The organism is Rhizobium altiplani (assembly GCF_001542405.1).
Classification (GTDB): domain Bacteria; phylum Pseudomonadota; class Alphaproteobacteria; order Rhizobiales; family Rhizobiaceae; genus Rhizobium; species Rhizobium altiplani.
This window is the reverse complement of sequence record NZ_LNCD01000140.1, coordinates 71,236-84,099: the sequence shown is the minus strand read 5'-3', so window position 1 is coordinate 84,099 and position 12,864 is coordinate 71,236. Positions and strand designations below refer to the sequence as shown.

General features: G+C 62.1%; 10 protein-coding genes. 6 read left to right on the top strand and 4 right to left on the bottom strand.

Features of this window, described 5'->3' with window-relative positions:
* On the top strand, window positions 1–2,451 hold the full coding sequence (locus AS026_RS35505; RefSeq protein WP_025659750.1) for a GcvT family protein: 2,451 nt from the start codon (window positions 1–3) through the stop codon (window positions 2,449–2,451).
* Window positions 2,452–2,696: 245 nt separating this feature from the next.
* Here the strand turns inward: AS026_RS35505 and AS026_RS35500 are convergent, their stop codons facing one another.
* Window positions 2,697–4,151: a mannitol dehydrogenase family protein gene (locus AS026_RS35500; RefSeq protein WP_025659749.1), complete on the bottom strand. Its 1,455-nt coding sequence runs from the start codon at window positions 4,149–4,151 to the stop codon at window positions 2,697–2,699.
* Entirely contained in the window at window positions 4,148–5,563 is a 1,416-nt protein-coding gene (uxaC, locus tag AS026_RS35495; protein ID WP_062375562.1) for a glucuronate isomerase, read from the bottom strand. Before uxaC ends, AS026_RS35500 begins: the two co-directional genes overlap by 4 nt.
* Window positions 5,564–5,744: 181 nt before the next feature.
* On the opposite strand from uxaC, the gene AS026_RS35490 reads away from it, so the two are divergent.
* On the top strand, window positions 5,745–5,954 hold the full coding sequence (locus AS026_RS35490; RefSeq protein ID WP_025659747.1) for a SlyX family protein: 210 nt from the start codon (window positions 5,745–5,747) through the stop codon (window positions 5,952–5,954).
* Between the two features lie 118 nt (window positions 5,955–6,072).
* Window positions 6,073–6,516: a PACE efflux transporter gene (locus AS026_RS35485; protein WP_062375560.1), complete on the top strand. Its 444-nt coding sequence runs from the start codon at window positions 6,073–6,075 to the stop codon at window positions 6,514–6,516.
* Between the two features lie 72 nt (window positions 6,517–6,588).
* On the opposite strand, the gene AS026_RS35480 is transcribed toward AS026_RS35485, so the two are convergent.
* Window positions 6,589–8,070: an NAD-dependent succinate-semialdehyde dehydrogenase gene (locus tag AS026_RS35480; protein WP_062375559.1), complete on the bottom strand. Its 1,482-nt coding sequence runs from the start codon at window positions 8,068–8,070 to the stop codon at window positions 6,589–6,591.
* Window positions 8,071–8,102: 32 nt separating this feature from the next.
* Window positions 8,103–9,380 carry a 4-aminobutyrate--2-oxoglutarate transaminase gene (locus tag AS026_RS35475; RefSeq protein ID WP_062375558.1) on the bottom strand — a complete coding sequence of 426 codons (1,278 nt, stop codon included), beginning with the start codon at window positions 9,378–9,380 and terminating at the stop codon, window positions 8,103–8,105.
* A gap of 199 nt (window positions 9,381–9,579) precedes the next feature.
* Between AS026_RS35475 and AS026_RS35470 the strand changes: the two genes are divergently transcribed.
* From AS026_RS35470 to AS026_RS35460, 3 genes are all read left to right on the top strand, one after another.
* Complete coding sequence (locus tag AS026_RS35470) at window positions 9,580–10,386, top strand: MerR family transcriptional regulator (RefSeq protein WP_062375557.1); 807 nt, start codon at window positions 9,580–9,582, stop codon at window positions 10,384–10,386.
* A gap of 73 nt (window positions 10,387–10,459) precedes the next feature.
* Window positions 10,460–11,083 carry a ribonuclease D gene (locus AS026_RS35465; RefSeq protein WP_025659742.1) on the top strand — a complete coding sequence of 208 codons (624 nt, stop codon included), beginning with the start codon at window positions 10,460–10,462 and terminating at the stop codon, window positions 11,081–11,083.
* 229 nt (window positions 11,084–11,312) lie between these two features.
* Window positions 11,313–12,857, top strand: a complete 1,545-nt coding sequence (locus AS026_RS35460; RefSeq protein WP_062375556.1) for a hypothetical protein — start codon at window positions 11,313–11,315, stop codon at window positions 12,855–12,857.
* Window positions 12,858–12,864 lie beyond the last annotated feature (7 nt).

Here is a 12,864-nt window from a genome sequence, read left to right as displayed (position 1 = left end):
ATGACGAAGGAATTGCCAAAGACCGCCAAGGCGGTCGTCATCGGCGGCGGCATCATCGGCTGCTCGACGGCCTACCATCTCGGCAAGCTCGGCTGGACGGACACAGTTCTCCTCGAGCGCAAGAAGCTGACCTCGGGCACGACCTTTCATGCAGCCGGCCTCGTCGGCCAGCTGCGCACCAGCGCCAACATCACCCAGCTGCTCGGCTATTCCGTCGATCTCTACAAGAAACTGGAAGCCGAGACGGGGTTGGGCACCGGCTGGAAAATGAATGGCGGTCTCAGGCTTGCCTGCAACGAGGAACGCTGGACCGAAGTCAAACGGCAGGCGACGACGGCGCAATCCTTTGGGCTCGATATGCAGCTGCTGACACCGCAAGAGGCTTTCGACCTCTGGCCGCTGATGACGATAGACGACCTCGTCGGCGCCGCCTACCTGCCGACCGATGGCCAGGCCAATCCGTCCGATATCACGCAGGCGCTTGCCAAGGGCGCGCGCATGTCGGGCGTCTCGACATTCGAGGATACCGAGGTTCTCGATCTCGAGATAGACAAGGGCCGGATCCGCGCCGTGATCACCGAGCACGGGCGGATCGAGTGCGAGCGCGTCGTTGTCTGCGCTGGCCAGTGGACGCGATCCTTTGCTGCGCGCTTCGGCGTCAACGTGCCGCTCGTCTCCGTCGAGCACCAATACATCATCACCGAGTCCTTCGGCGTTCCGTCGAACCTGCCGACGCTGCGCGATCCGGACCGGCTGACCTATTACAAGGAAGAAGTCGGCGGCATCGTCATGGGCGGATATGAGCCGAACCCTATCCCCTGGGCGGTGAAGGGCATTCCCGAGGGCTTCCACTACACCCTGCTCGACAGCAATTTCGACCATTTCGAGCAGATCATGGAGCAGGCGCTTGGCCGCGTTCCGGCGCTCGAGTCTGTCGGTGTCAAGCAGCTGCTGAACGGACCGGAGAGCTTTACGCCTGATGGCAACTTCATTCTCGGCGAGGCCCCGGAGCTGAAGAATTTCTTCGTCGGTGCCGGCTTCAATGCCTTTGGCATCGCATCCGGCGGTGGTGCCGGCATGGCGCTGGCCGAATGGGTCGCCAAGGGCGAGCCGCCCTACGATCTCTGGCCGGTCGATCTCCGCCGCTTCGGCAGGCCGCATTTCGATACCGACTGGGTGCGAACCCGCACGCTCGAGGCCTATGGCAAGCATTACACGCTGGCCTTCCCCTTCGAGGAGTATTCGAGCGGCCGGCCGTGCCGCAAATCGCCGCTCTACGACCGGCTCAAGGCACAGGGCGCCTGCTTCGGCGAAAAGCTTGGCTGGGAAAGGCCAAACTGGTTTGCCGATCTCTTCGCCAACGAGGAACCGAAGGATGTCTACACCTATGGCCGCCAGAACTGGTTCGATGCCGTCGGCCGCGAGCACGAGGCTGTGCGCGAGGCCGCCGTCATCTTCGACCAGACCTCCTTCGCCAAGTTCGTGCTGAAGGGGCGCGATGCCGAGGCGGCGCTGTCGTGGATCGCCTCCAACGATGTTGCCAAACCGATCGGATCGCTGATTTACACGCAGATGCTGAACGACAAGGGCGGCATCGAATGCGACCTGACCTGTGCGCGCATCGCCAACGACGAATACTACATCGTCACCGGCACTGGCTTTGCGACCCACGATTTCGATTGGATAGCGCGCAGTATTCCGAGCGGAATGCATGCGGAACTTGTCGATGTCACCTCAGCCTACTCCGCGCTGTCTCTGATGGGGCCGAATGCGCGCGCCGTGCTGGAGAAGGTGACGAGCAGCGATGTTTCCAATGCGGCGTTCCCATTCGGTCGCGTCAAGACGATCGGCATTGCCGGCTGCCCGGTGCGGGCGCTGCGCATCACCTATGTCGGCGAGCTCGGCTACGAACTGCATGTGCCGGTTGAATATGCGACGACCGTTTATGATGCGCTGATGGCAGCGGGCGCTCCGCTGCAGCTTACCAATGCCGGTTACCGCGCCATCGAAAGCTGCCGCCTCGAGAAGGGCTATCGCGCCTGGGGCTCGGACATCGGTCCCGATCATACACCTGTTGAAGCCGGGCTTGGCTGGGCCGTGAAGACGAGGAAGGACACGCCGTTTCGCGGCCGCGAGGCGATCGAACGGCAGCTCGCGTCGGGCGTCAAAAAGATGCTCGCCTGCTTCGTGCCCGAGGATCCCGATATCGTGCTGCTTGGCCGCGAGACCATCTATCGCGACGGCAAGCGTGTGGGTTGGCTTTCCAGCGGCGGCTTCGGCTACACGATCGGGAAGCCGATCGGCTACGGCTATGTGCGCAACCCGGGCGGTGTGAGCGAAGATTTCGTGCTGTCCGGCAGCTACGAACTCGACGTGGCGCGCGAGCGCGTGCCCTGTCAGGTCTCGCTGAAACCGCTTTACGATCCCGATATGGCGCGCGTGAAGGGATAGGCACTGAGCCCAGGCGTCGTTCCTGTGCTTGTCACAGGAATCCAGCCACCGGCCGGGCGCGGTGAATGACCATAACTCGTGGAAAGGAACCTCCTGCGCCCAAGGACTTGGGCGCAGGATCCCTGTGACAAGCACAGGGATGACGGGTCATGGGAGGGCAACGCGCCAAAACCCAGCCCTCGCCACAGATGGAAGGGCCTCGAAAATCCATACTGCGACGGCCCGCACCGTCGCAGCACCCTTCCTTAGAACAGCGGCAGCTTGTTGTCCTGGATCAGGATCTCAAGCTTGTTCGCCACATCCTCGGTCCAGCCGATATTGCCAGTCAGCGCCGCCGGGAAAAGGCCCGATAGTCCGAACAGGGCTTTCGACACCGCGCCGCCATTGCGCGGCACGTCGGCCAGGAGAGCAGCAATTTCCCCCGCGCGGGGATCGCGCAATTCGTAGCGTTCGCCATCCCGGTTAACGCCAAGGGCATAGCGCATCCAGGCAGCCACTGCGATCGCATAGGTTTCCGCCTTGCTGCCGTTCGCCAAGGCTTCGGCGGCCGGCTCGAGGAGGCGCTGCGGCAGCTTCTGCGTGCCGTCCATGGCGATCTGATAGGTGCGGTGGGCAATCGCCTTGTTCGCAAAGCGCGCTATCAACTCGTCGGCATAGACTTCAAGATCGATACCGGGCACGGGATCGAGCGTGGCGGCGGCTGCGTTCATGTGGCGGCGCGCAAGCGCCGCAAGGCCGACGTCATCCATGACGTCGCGGATAAATTCATAGCCGCCTATGTAACCGAGATAGGCTAGCAGCGAGTGCGCGCCGTTCAGCATCCGCAGCTTCATCTTTTCGTAAGCGGAGACTTCCTCGACCATCAGCGCGCCGGCCTTTTCCCATTCCGGGCGGCCGTTGGCGAAGTGATCCTCGATCACCCATTGCGTGAAGGGTTCGGTCTCGATCGCCACCAGATCCTGCCTGCCCGTGTGTCTTTCGGCATCGCGATAGGTGGCATCCGTGCTTGCCGGCGTGATGCGATCGACCATGGTCGATGGGAAGGGCACGTTCTTTTCGATCCACTCACGAAGCTCCGGATCGATGCGAGCGGCGAACTCGAGCACGAGCCGCTTCAGGACGGCGCCGTTGCTCGGCAGGTTATCGCAGCTGAGCGGCGTGAACGGCGCGATACCCTTGGCGCGGCGGCGTGCAAGCCCCTCGACGATGTAGCCGATGACGCCACGGGGCGCATGGCGGTTGGCAAGGTCGGCGGCAATGTCGGGATGCTTCAAGTCCAAGCCGCCGGTCGCGGAATCGAAGCCGTAAGCCTTCTCGGTGACCGTCAGACTGACGATCTTGATCGCGGGATCCCCAAGCCGGGCAAGGAGATCGCCGGGATTGCGGGGCGCCACATGAGCGCGCAGGATCGGACCGATGATATTCGCCGTCGTACCCGATGTATCGCGCACGAGCATTGTATAGAGCCCGTTCTGCTCATTCAGGTGATCGGCAACGTCGGCTGTCCGCAGGCTCGCGACCTCGATGCCCCAATCGCCACCGGCGACCGCAATCGCGGCATCCGTGAACGGCGCGAAATGGGCGCGAAAGAATGCGCCGGGACCGAGATGCAGGATACCCGGCTTCAACCCGTTGCGATTATAGCCGGGAAGCTTGGCAGTCGGCGCGAGGTCGGAAAGGCTCGTCAGACGTTCGGTCACAGCTTGTATGCCTTCTTCGCATTTCCGTAGGAGAGCTCGCCGGCGACGATCTCGGCTTCCTTGCGGGACATGCGGTGTTCGGTCACGAACTGCGCCAGGAAGCGGCAGACCTCGCGGCGCCAGACATCGTGGCGCGCCGGGATCGACAGAAGCGCGCGCGTATCGTCGTTGAAGCCCGCCAGGTTGGCGAAACCGGCCGTCTCCACCACCTGGTCGAGATAGCGGCGAATGCCGTTCGGGCTGTCATGGAACCACCAGGGCGGGCCGATCATCAGGCAGGACCAGTGGCCGGCCATCGGCGCCAGCTCGCGGGCATAGGTCGTCTCGTCGAGGGTGAAGAGGAGGACGCGCAGGCCCGGCGCATGGCCGTACTTTGCGAGCATCGCCGAAAGCCCGCCGACCCAATCGGTCGGCGTCGGGATATCCGCGCCCATGTTCGGGCCGCGCGTCTGGAACAGTTCGCGATCGGTGTTGCGGCGCGAGCCGGCATGGATCTGCATCGTCATGCCGTCTTCGGCTGAAAGCCCGGCCATTTCGGTCAGCATCTGGCCGCGGTAAAGCTCCGTTTCCTCGGCGCTCAGCGTCCCCTTGTGCGCCTTGTCGAGCAAGCGCTGCTTGTCAGCCAGCGGCAGGTCCGCCGTGAAGGCCGTCGGCACGCCATGGTCGGTGGCAGTCGCGCCGTACTGGCGGAAATAGGCGCGGCGCTTGCGGTGGGCATCGATCAGCCCATCCCACTTTGTCACGTCGCAATCGGTCAGTTCGCCAAGCCGAACCAGGTTTTCGCGGAAGCCGACGGCATCCGGGTCGGTGACGCTGTCCGGCCGGTAGGTGGTGCGGACGCGGCCGATCCAGCCGTCTTCCGCCATCTTCTGGTGATGCACCAGCGGGTCGAGCGCGCCCTCGGTCGTGGCGATCGTCTCGATACCGAAGCGCTTGTGCAGGGCGCGCGGGCGGAACTCCGGCAGCGCCAGCTGCGCATTGATATGGTCGTAAAGCGCATCCGCATTTTCAGGCGTCAGCGGCTCTTCACAGCCGAGGACGGCCGACATCGCATGATCGACCCAGAGGCTGGAGGGCGTACCGCGGAAGAGATGGTATTGCGCGGCGAAAGCGCGCCAGATGTCACGGCCCTTGGCGACCGGCTTGCCGTCGAGGCGAGGCACGCCGAGATCGTCGAGCTTGACGCCAACGCTGTGCAGCATGCGGAAGAGATAATGATCCGGAATGACAAGCAGCGAGGACGCATCCTCGAACGGCTTGTCGTCGGCAAACCACGACGGTTCCGTATGCCCGTGCGGGCTTACGATCGGCAGGGCCCGAACCGTCTCGTAGAGGTCCCGCGCGACCGTTCGGATTGCCGGATCGGCCGGAAAGAGCCGGTCTGGATGAAGAAAGCCGTTACCAAGATCCATGAGAATTCCTCCCTGAAGGGCTATGGCCCTACCCCACAACGTGGGGCGCGGCAAGGGCTTTTAGTAACCAAACGGTTCACTTTTGCAAATCGCACGTCACCGCCCTCGAAACGATTGACCGCGCGGACTATTTCCGCTTTTCAGATGGCATGACATTGGCCGGTTGCGGCGAGGAGGTTCCATGTCCGAAGAGACGAACCGCATTACAAAGCTCGAGGAAATCGTTGCCCATCAGGCAAAGACGATCGAGGAACTGTCCGATCAGCTAGCCGAACAATGGAAGGTCGTTGAGCAGACGCGGGCCAAGCTGGACAGGCTGACGGAACGGTTTCTGTCGCTTGAGGAGCAATCGCTGGAAGCGCCGGCGATTACACGGCCGCCGCACTACTGAGCAGGGTCCTGCCCTTGTTTTCGACTGCCGGAATACCTATTAAAAGGGTGTGAGGACGACCTCCCCCTCTATGGGCATCAACTCGGGACGACCCGAACATTCCCACTAGGGGTAGACCATGCGTAAAACCGCAGACCGTGTCCGTCACGCCATCAGCTTCGAAATTATCGGACTTGCGCTTGTCACGCCGCTCGGCGCGCTGGCCTTCGGCATGCCTATGGCCGATATCGGCGTGATCGGCGTCGCCGGCGCGACGCTCGCGACAGCCTGGAACTATCTCTATAATCTCGGCTTCGACCATCTGATGCAGTACCTCACCGGCGGCACGCAAAAGAATGTTGCGGTCCGCGTCCTGCATGCGGTCATGTTTGAGATTGGATTGCTGCTCGCGCTGCTGCCGATGATCGCCTGGTACCTCGACATCAGCGTCATCCAGGCGCTGACGATGGATGTGTCCTTCGCGCTTTTCTACGTGGTCTACGCGTTCGTCTTCAACTGGGCCTATGACCGCATCTTCCCGCTGCCGGATTGGCAGCTGGGAGGGCAAGCACAGCAAAGCTAACCGAAAAAGACGGGACCGCCGCGGCCGGCGATCCCGTTTGCAATGCCTCAACTGTCGTGAGCGACGTGTCGCTCAGACATTGCCCATGCAGAGATACTTCATCTCCAGATAGTCATCGGCACCGTGGCGCGAGCCTTCGCGGCCGAGGCCAGACTGCTTGATGCCGCCGAAGGGTGCCGTTTCCGTCGACATCAGGCCGGTATTGATGCCGACCATGCCGTATTCCAGCGCCTCTGCGACACGCCAGACCTTTTTCAGGTCGCCGGCGAAGAAGTAGGCGGCGAGGCCGAACTCGGTGTCGTTGGCCTGGGCGATCACATCCTCGACCGTATCGAAGCGGAAGAGCGGCGCGACGGGACCGAACGTTTCTTCGCGCGCGACCTTCATCTCGCGGGTGACGCCGGTGAGCACGGTCGGTGTGAAGAAGGTGCCGGCACCCTCGACGCGCTTGCCGCCCGTCAGAATCGTCGCTCCCCTCGAAACAGCATCTGCAACGTGGCTCTCCACCTTGGATAGGCCCTGCTCGTCGATCAACGGGCCGATCGTCACGCCAGCCTTGAAGCCGTCACCGACGGCCATCGTCTCGACTTTGGCCGCAAGTTTGGCGGCGAAGGCATCATAGACTCCTGACTGGACATAAAGGCGGTTTGCGCAGACGCAGGTCTGGCCGGCATTGCGATACTTGGACGCCAGAGCGCCCTCGACCGCTGCGTCCAGATCCGCATCGTCAAAGACGATGAAGGGCGCGTTGCCCCCAAGCTCGAGGCTGATCTTCTTGATCTGATCGGCGCACTGGCGCATCAGAATGCGGCCGACCTCCGTCGATCCGGTGAAGCTGATCTTTCGCACCTTGTCGTTGCCGCAAAGCTCCTTGCCGATTGCCGGGCCGTCTTCTCCGACGATGACGTTGAAGACGCCGGCCGGAATACCGGCCTGCTCGGCGAGAACGGCAAGTGCCAGCGCCGACAGCGGCGTCTGCTCGGCAGGCTTTGAGACGACCGCGCAGCCGACAGCCAGCGCCGGGGCGATCTTGCGAGTGATCATCGCGGCCGGAAAATTCCAAGGCGTGATCGTGCCGACGACGCCAACCGGCTGCTTGATGACGATCATGCGCTTGTCGCTCGACGGCGCAGGGATTGTCTCGCCATAGATGCGTTTGGCCTCTTCCGCATACCATTCGACATAGGCTGCAGCGTAAAGGATCTCGCCGCGGGCCTCGGGGAAAGGCTTGCCCATTTCAGCGGTCAGGATGGCGGCCAGTTCATCGGCATGAGCGACCATCAGGTCATGCCATTTGCGCAGGATCCCGGCGCGCTCCTTTGCGGGCCGCGCGGCCCAGGCCGGCTGAGCAGCGTAGGCGGCGTCGATTGCTTCCCGCGTCTCGGCAGCCCCCATGTCGGGCAGCGAGGCGAGAACCTCGCCGGTGGCAGGATTGAGGACGTCAAAGGTCTTGGTCGCGCCGCCGGCCGTCCAGCTACCGTTGATATAGCCGGCATCGCGCAGGAACGGCGAGGAAAAGGGAACGTGTCTTGTCAATGCAGTCGTGAATGCCATGTCATGTAACTCCAGGCAAAGAAGGGATGGCCCTACTTACCGCTTGCTTCGAGGATCGAGGCTTCCAAAATGTCGAGCGCTTCGCCAAAGACACTATCCTGGATCGTGATCGGGGCGAGGAAACGGATGACGTTTCCATGCACGCCGCACGTCAGCAGGATCAGGCCTTTCTCAAGCGCAATCAGGCGAACCTTGTTGGCGAAATCGGCGCTCGGCAGCTTCGTCGTCTTGTCGTTGAACTCGACAGCGTTCATGAAACCCGGACCGCGGATATCGACGATTTCAGGCACCTTTTCGCGCAGTGATTCCAGGCGCTGCTTCAACCGGTTGCCAAGCTGATTGGCGCGATCGCAGAGATCTTCGTCCTTGATGACGTCGAGGACTGCGTGAGCCGCAGCGATGCCAAGCGGATTGCCGCCATAGGTACCGCCGAGACCGCCCGGTCCGGGCGCATCCATGATCTCGGCACGACCCGTGACGGCGGCCAGCGGGAAGCCGCCAGCGAGGCTCTTGGCCATCGTCATCAGGTCGGGTGCGACCTCATGATGATCCATCGCGAACATCTTGCCGGTACGAGCAAAGCCGGTCTGCACCTCATCGGCGATCAGGAGGATGCCGTGTTGGTCGCAGAGTTCGCGCAGCGCCTTCATAAAGGCGACCGGCGCCGGGTAGAAACCACCCTCGCCCTGAACTGGCTCGATAATGATGGCGGCAACGCGCTGCGGATCAACATCGGCGGCAAACAGCTTCTTCAGCGCGGCCAGCGACTGATCCGGCGTCACGCCATGCAGCTCGACCGGGAACGGGACATGGAAGACATCGCCCGGCATTGCGCCGAAACCGACCTTGTAGGGCACGACCTTGCCGGTCAGCGCCATACCCATGAAGGTGCGGCCATGGAAACCGCCGCCAAAGGCAATCACGGCGGAGCGGCCGGTCGCGGCACGGGCGATCTTCACCGCATTCTCGACGGCTTCGGCACCTGTTGTGACGAAGATCGTCTTCTTCTCGAAGTTGCCGGGCGTCAGCGCATTGAGACGCTCGGCCAAGTGGACGTAGCTCTCGTAAGGCACCACCTGGTGGCAGGTATGGGTGAAATGATCAAGCTGATCCTTGACGGCGGCGATCACGCGCGGGTGACGGTGACCGGTGTTGAGGACGGCAATGCCGGCCGCGAAGTCGATATAGCGTCGACCTTCCTTGTCCCAGATCTCGGCATTTTCTGCGCGATCGGCATAGATCTGCGTCGTCATGCCAACGCCACGCGAGATTGCGGCATTCTTTCGGTCTGTGAGGGTGGTCGCGGCCATCGGTGCGTTCCTGCTCTGGAATGGATGAACTATCTTGCATAACTTCGGCAAGACATGTAGAAAATTCCTACATTTTTCCTGCAAGAATGCAAGCGCCATTTGCCGCTTCAAACTGCTGTCGTTTTCAGCGATGGTCGTCGAAGAAAAACTAGGTCGAACAAGACCTCAAGAAGACAAACGAACCGGGAATATTTGGCTTATGAACAACGGTATGCCCGTGCGCTACAAAGTGGCGGAGGCGGCAAAATCAGCAGGCGTTTCCGCATCGACCTTGCGCCTTTGGGAAAGCCAGGGCCTCGTCGTTCCGGATCGGTCGGAAACCGGGCACCGGCAATACAGCGCCGAGGACGTCGCACGGTTAAAAAAGATAGCCTGGTATCGAACCGAGCGCGGACTCAATCCGGCCGCCATTCGCGAGGCATTGGAAAGCGAAGAACCATCTGAAAATTCGGATGCGTCTGACGCCTCGGATCTAGGTCGGCGGCTGCGCAGTCTGCGCCACGGCGCCGGCAAGACACTGGATCAGGTTGCCGGTGACGTTGGCATTGCTGCCTCGACACTGTCGACGCTCGAACGCACCTCTCAGGGGGTGAGTTTCAAGACGTTGCACGACCTTGCGGCATATTATGGCACCACGGTTTCCAGGCTTTCTGGGGAAGAGCGCGACGACATGCCCGAGGTCGTCCGCGCCGGCGCCTGGCGCACATGGCCGGAAACGACGCCAGGTGTCACGGTGCAGCTTCTGGCCGAGGGCCGCACGATGATGGATTGCCACCGTTTCGTGCTCGCACCCGGTGCGGCGAGCGAAGGCGCCTACCGACACGAAGGGGAGGAGTTCATGCACGTACTCTCCGGGAGGCTGGAGCTGGTCCTCGATTCCGATCAGTTCTTCGATCTCGGACCCGGCGATTCGCTCTATTTCGAAAGCCGTCGCTATCACTCCTGGCGCAACCGTCACGATGGCGAAACCGTCCTCATCTGGATCAATACACCGCCGACATTCTGAGCCTTGGCGGTATCGCCCGCCATGGCTTTGCGCTATAGGCCACAAGTGACAGTTCGAGTGTGAGATGAGATCGATGGCAGCCATCATACGATACCATGAAGGTGATATTTCCGCGGCAGATGCCGCCCGCTATACCGGAGCGATTGCCATCGACACCGAAACGCTGGGCCTTGTGCCGCGCCGCGACCGGCTGTGCGTAGTGCAACTCTCACCGGGCGACGGCACGGCCGACGTGATCCGCATCGCCGCCGGGCAGAAGGAAGCGCCGAACCTCGTGGCGCTGCTTGCCAATGGGCAACAGAAGATCTTCCACTATGGCCGCTTCGACATTGCCGTCTTGTTCCACACCTTCGGCGTCACCATGCAGCCGGTGTTCTGCACCAAGATCGCCTCACGTCTCTGCCGAACCTATACCGATCGGCATGGACTGAAGGACAATCTCAAGGAAATGCTTGACGTCGATATTTCCAAGACGCAGCAATCCTCCGACTGGGCTGCCGCAACTTTGTCCCCTGCGCAGCTGGAATACGCGGCCTCTGACGTGCTTTACCTGCACGCGCTGCGCGACAAGCTGACCGAGCGGCTGGTGCGAGACGGCCGCATCGATCATGCCAACGCCTGCTTCCAATTCCTTCCGACGCGCGCCAAGCTCGATCTGCTCGGCTGGGAAGAAGCCGACATTTTCGCCCACAGCTAAGACGTTTCTGGATTTTGCACGTATTGAACCGGGCGCGGCGATGCGCGTACCGGCCATTAGTAATTCGTTAACGCCGCTTCGTTAGATTATTTACCAATTTTTATGCATTCAACGGCGCGACGGAGCGCCGCGTCGGGCAGACCGAACTGCCGGGGAATGCAACGGGCCGGATGAGCGCGGCCTTCTTGTAGCCTGCCTTCACCGCACTTTACGAAAGAAGGAGCATGACATGTTGTCTCCGGTTCGTGCAGCGTCAAATGGAAGCCTTTCCTCCCAGAGCCAGACCGCGGCCGTCAGTACCGATGGCCTCGTGCGCGCGGCCAGCGCCGTTGCTCCCGTGCATCAGATTCAGGGCGCCGATCTCAATTCTTCTGTTGCCGGCAAGCTCAGCATTCTTCTGCTAGCTGTCCGGGCGCGGATGGTCGACGCCCTTCTCGATGTGCTCAGTGCCACGAGCGAGGCGCTTGCGACCCCGCGCGAGGACGACGAAACCGACCTAGCCTTTGCCTCCCGCCTGGCAGCTGCGATCGAGAAGCTGCCGCCGGCGAAGATCGAAAAAGTCGAGCGACAGCTTGCAATGCAAGGCCACGCAGTTCCGCTTCGCCTGCTTGCAGAGGCGCTCCGGAACCCGGCTGGACCGGAGGCTGCCCGCATCGCCACCTATCTTGAAACGATCCGCTACAAGGATCGCGATCTCGCCGCCCGCGCTGTGGTTCGCTCCTACGGCCAGAACGACGCCTCGCCGACGCGCCAGGAACAGCGGACGGAAATTCGCATCCATCGGGACAATCTTGCTGGGACTGCGCAGGTACCTCTGCCGACAAAGCAGGAACCGGACTCTGCACGGCCGCAGACCGCACTGGTTGCCGCGGCCCATATCGATGGCGGCGACGAGCGGACCGAACTCATCAAGAACGATGCAGTCGCTGACGAACCGATCGTCAATCCGACCGCCAAGGCGTCCGCCGAAGAAACACTCGCGGAGCCTAATCAAGATGTGCAGGAGAGCGTGCCGCCAAGGCACGCCGCGGATCCGGCACGGGAAACCGTACAAGCCGAGACCGCTCGGACAACGTCCAAGGGCGACCCGATCATTCCGAAGAGTTGGCCGGCGATATCAGCCTCGCTGTCGAACGATACCACGAAGCTGATCGTTACAATCATTCAGGACCAGGAAACAGAAGTGCTGCTGGAAGCCGCCGATCCCGATCCTGCGGTCGAGATCGATATCATCCTCGACGAAACGGTCCTCGCCGATCTGCCGGAAGAATTGACCACCCTGCCCGATCTGCATCCATTGCCGGAGGGCATTGCGCGCCAATCGCCCCTCATCGCGGAACAACCGGCAACCGAAGCGGCCGCAGCGGCTGCAAAAAGACACCCTGCCGCGGAACCGCCAGCACCCTTGACGGTGCAGCAGGCGATCGACGAGACCTATGCGCCGGTGCTCATGAAAATCGTCGAGGGCGTGCCGTACGCCACGCAGCCTTACGAGTTCTCGAAGGACGAGGCCGACGATAGTGGCGCCCACGCGATGTACCGCGAGGACCACAACGGCGGCGAGCCGTCGGAAGAGGAAGAGCGGCAGGGCGAGCCGTCGGACGACGACGAAACGGACATCCTGATGGACAGTGAGGCGGCTGCAGCGATTGCCGCCCGAGAAAGTCTGATCAAGGCCGGCACGCCGCCTCACCGCCCGGCGCCGGCCCTGCCAATCGCCGTGAGTGGCGACGAAGCCTATTCGCACTACCGACGCAAGGTCGACTGGGAATAGCTCGCCA

Bases quoted from the DNA above. Each gene is read 5' to 3' on its own strand.
- AS026_RS35505 (WP_025659750.1), top strand. From the start codon at position 1: ATGACGAAGGAATTGCCAAAGACCGCCAAGGCGGTCGTCATCGGCGGC.
- uxaC (WP_062375562.1), bottom strand. From the start codon at position 5,563: ATGGATCTTGGTAACGGCTTTCTTCATCCAGACCGGCTCTTTCCGGCC.
- AS026_RS35490 (WP_025659747.1), top strand. From the start codon at position 5,745: ATGTCCGAAGAGACGAACCGCATTACAAAGCTCGAGGAAATCGTTGCC.
- AS026_RS35485 (WP_062375560.1), top strand. From the start codon at position 6,073: ATGCGTAAAACCGCAGACCGTGTCCGTCACGCCATCAGCTTCGAAATT.
- AS026_RS35480 (WP_062375559.1), bottom strand. From the start codon at position 8,070: ATGGCATTCACGACTGCATTGACAAGACACGTTCCCTTTTCCTCGCCG.
- AS026_RS35475 (WP_062375558.1), bottom strand. From the start codon at position 9,380: ATGGCCGCGACCACCCTCACAGACCGAAAGAATGCCGCAATCTCGCGT.
- AS026_RS35470 (WP_062375557.1), top strand. From the start codon at position 9,580: ATGAACAACGGTATGCCCGTGCGCTACAAAGTGGCGGAGGCGGCAAAA.
- AS026_RS35465 (WP_025659742.1), top strand. From the start codon at position 10,460: ATGGCAGCCATCATACGATACCATGAAGGTGATATTTCCGCGGCAGAT.
- AS026_RS35460 (WP_062375556.1), top strand. From the start codon at position 11,313: ATGTTGTCTCCGGTTCGTGCAGCGTCAAATGGAAGCCTTTCCTCCCAG.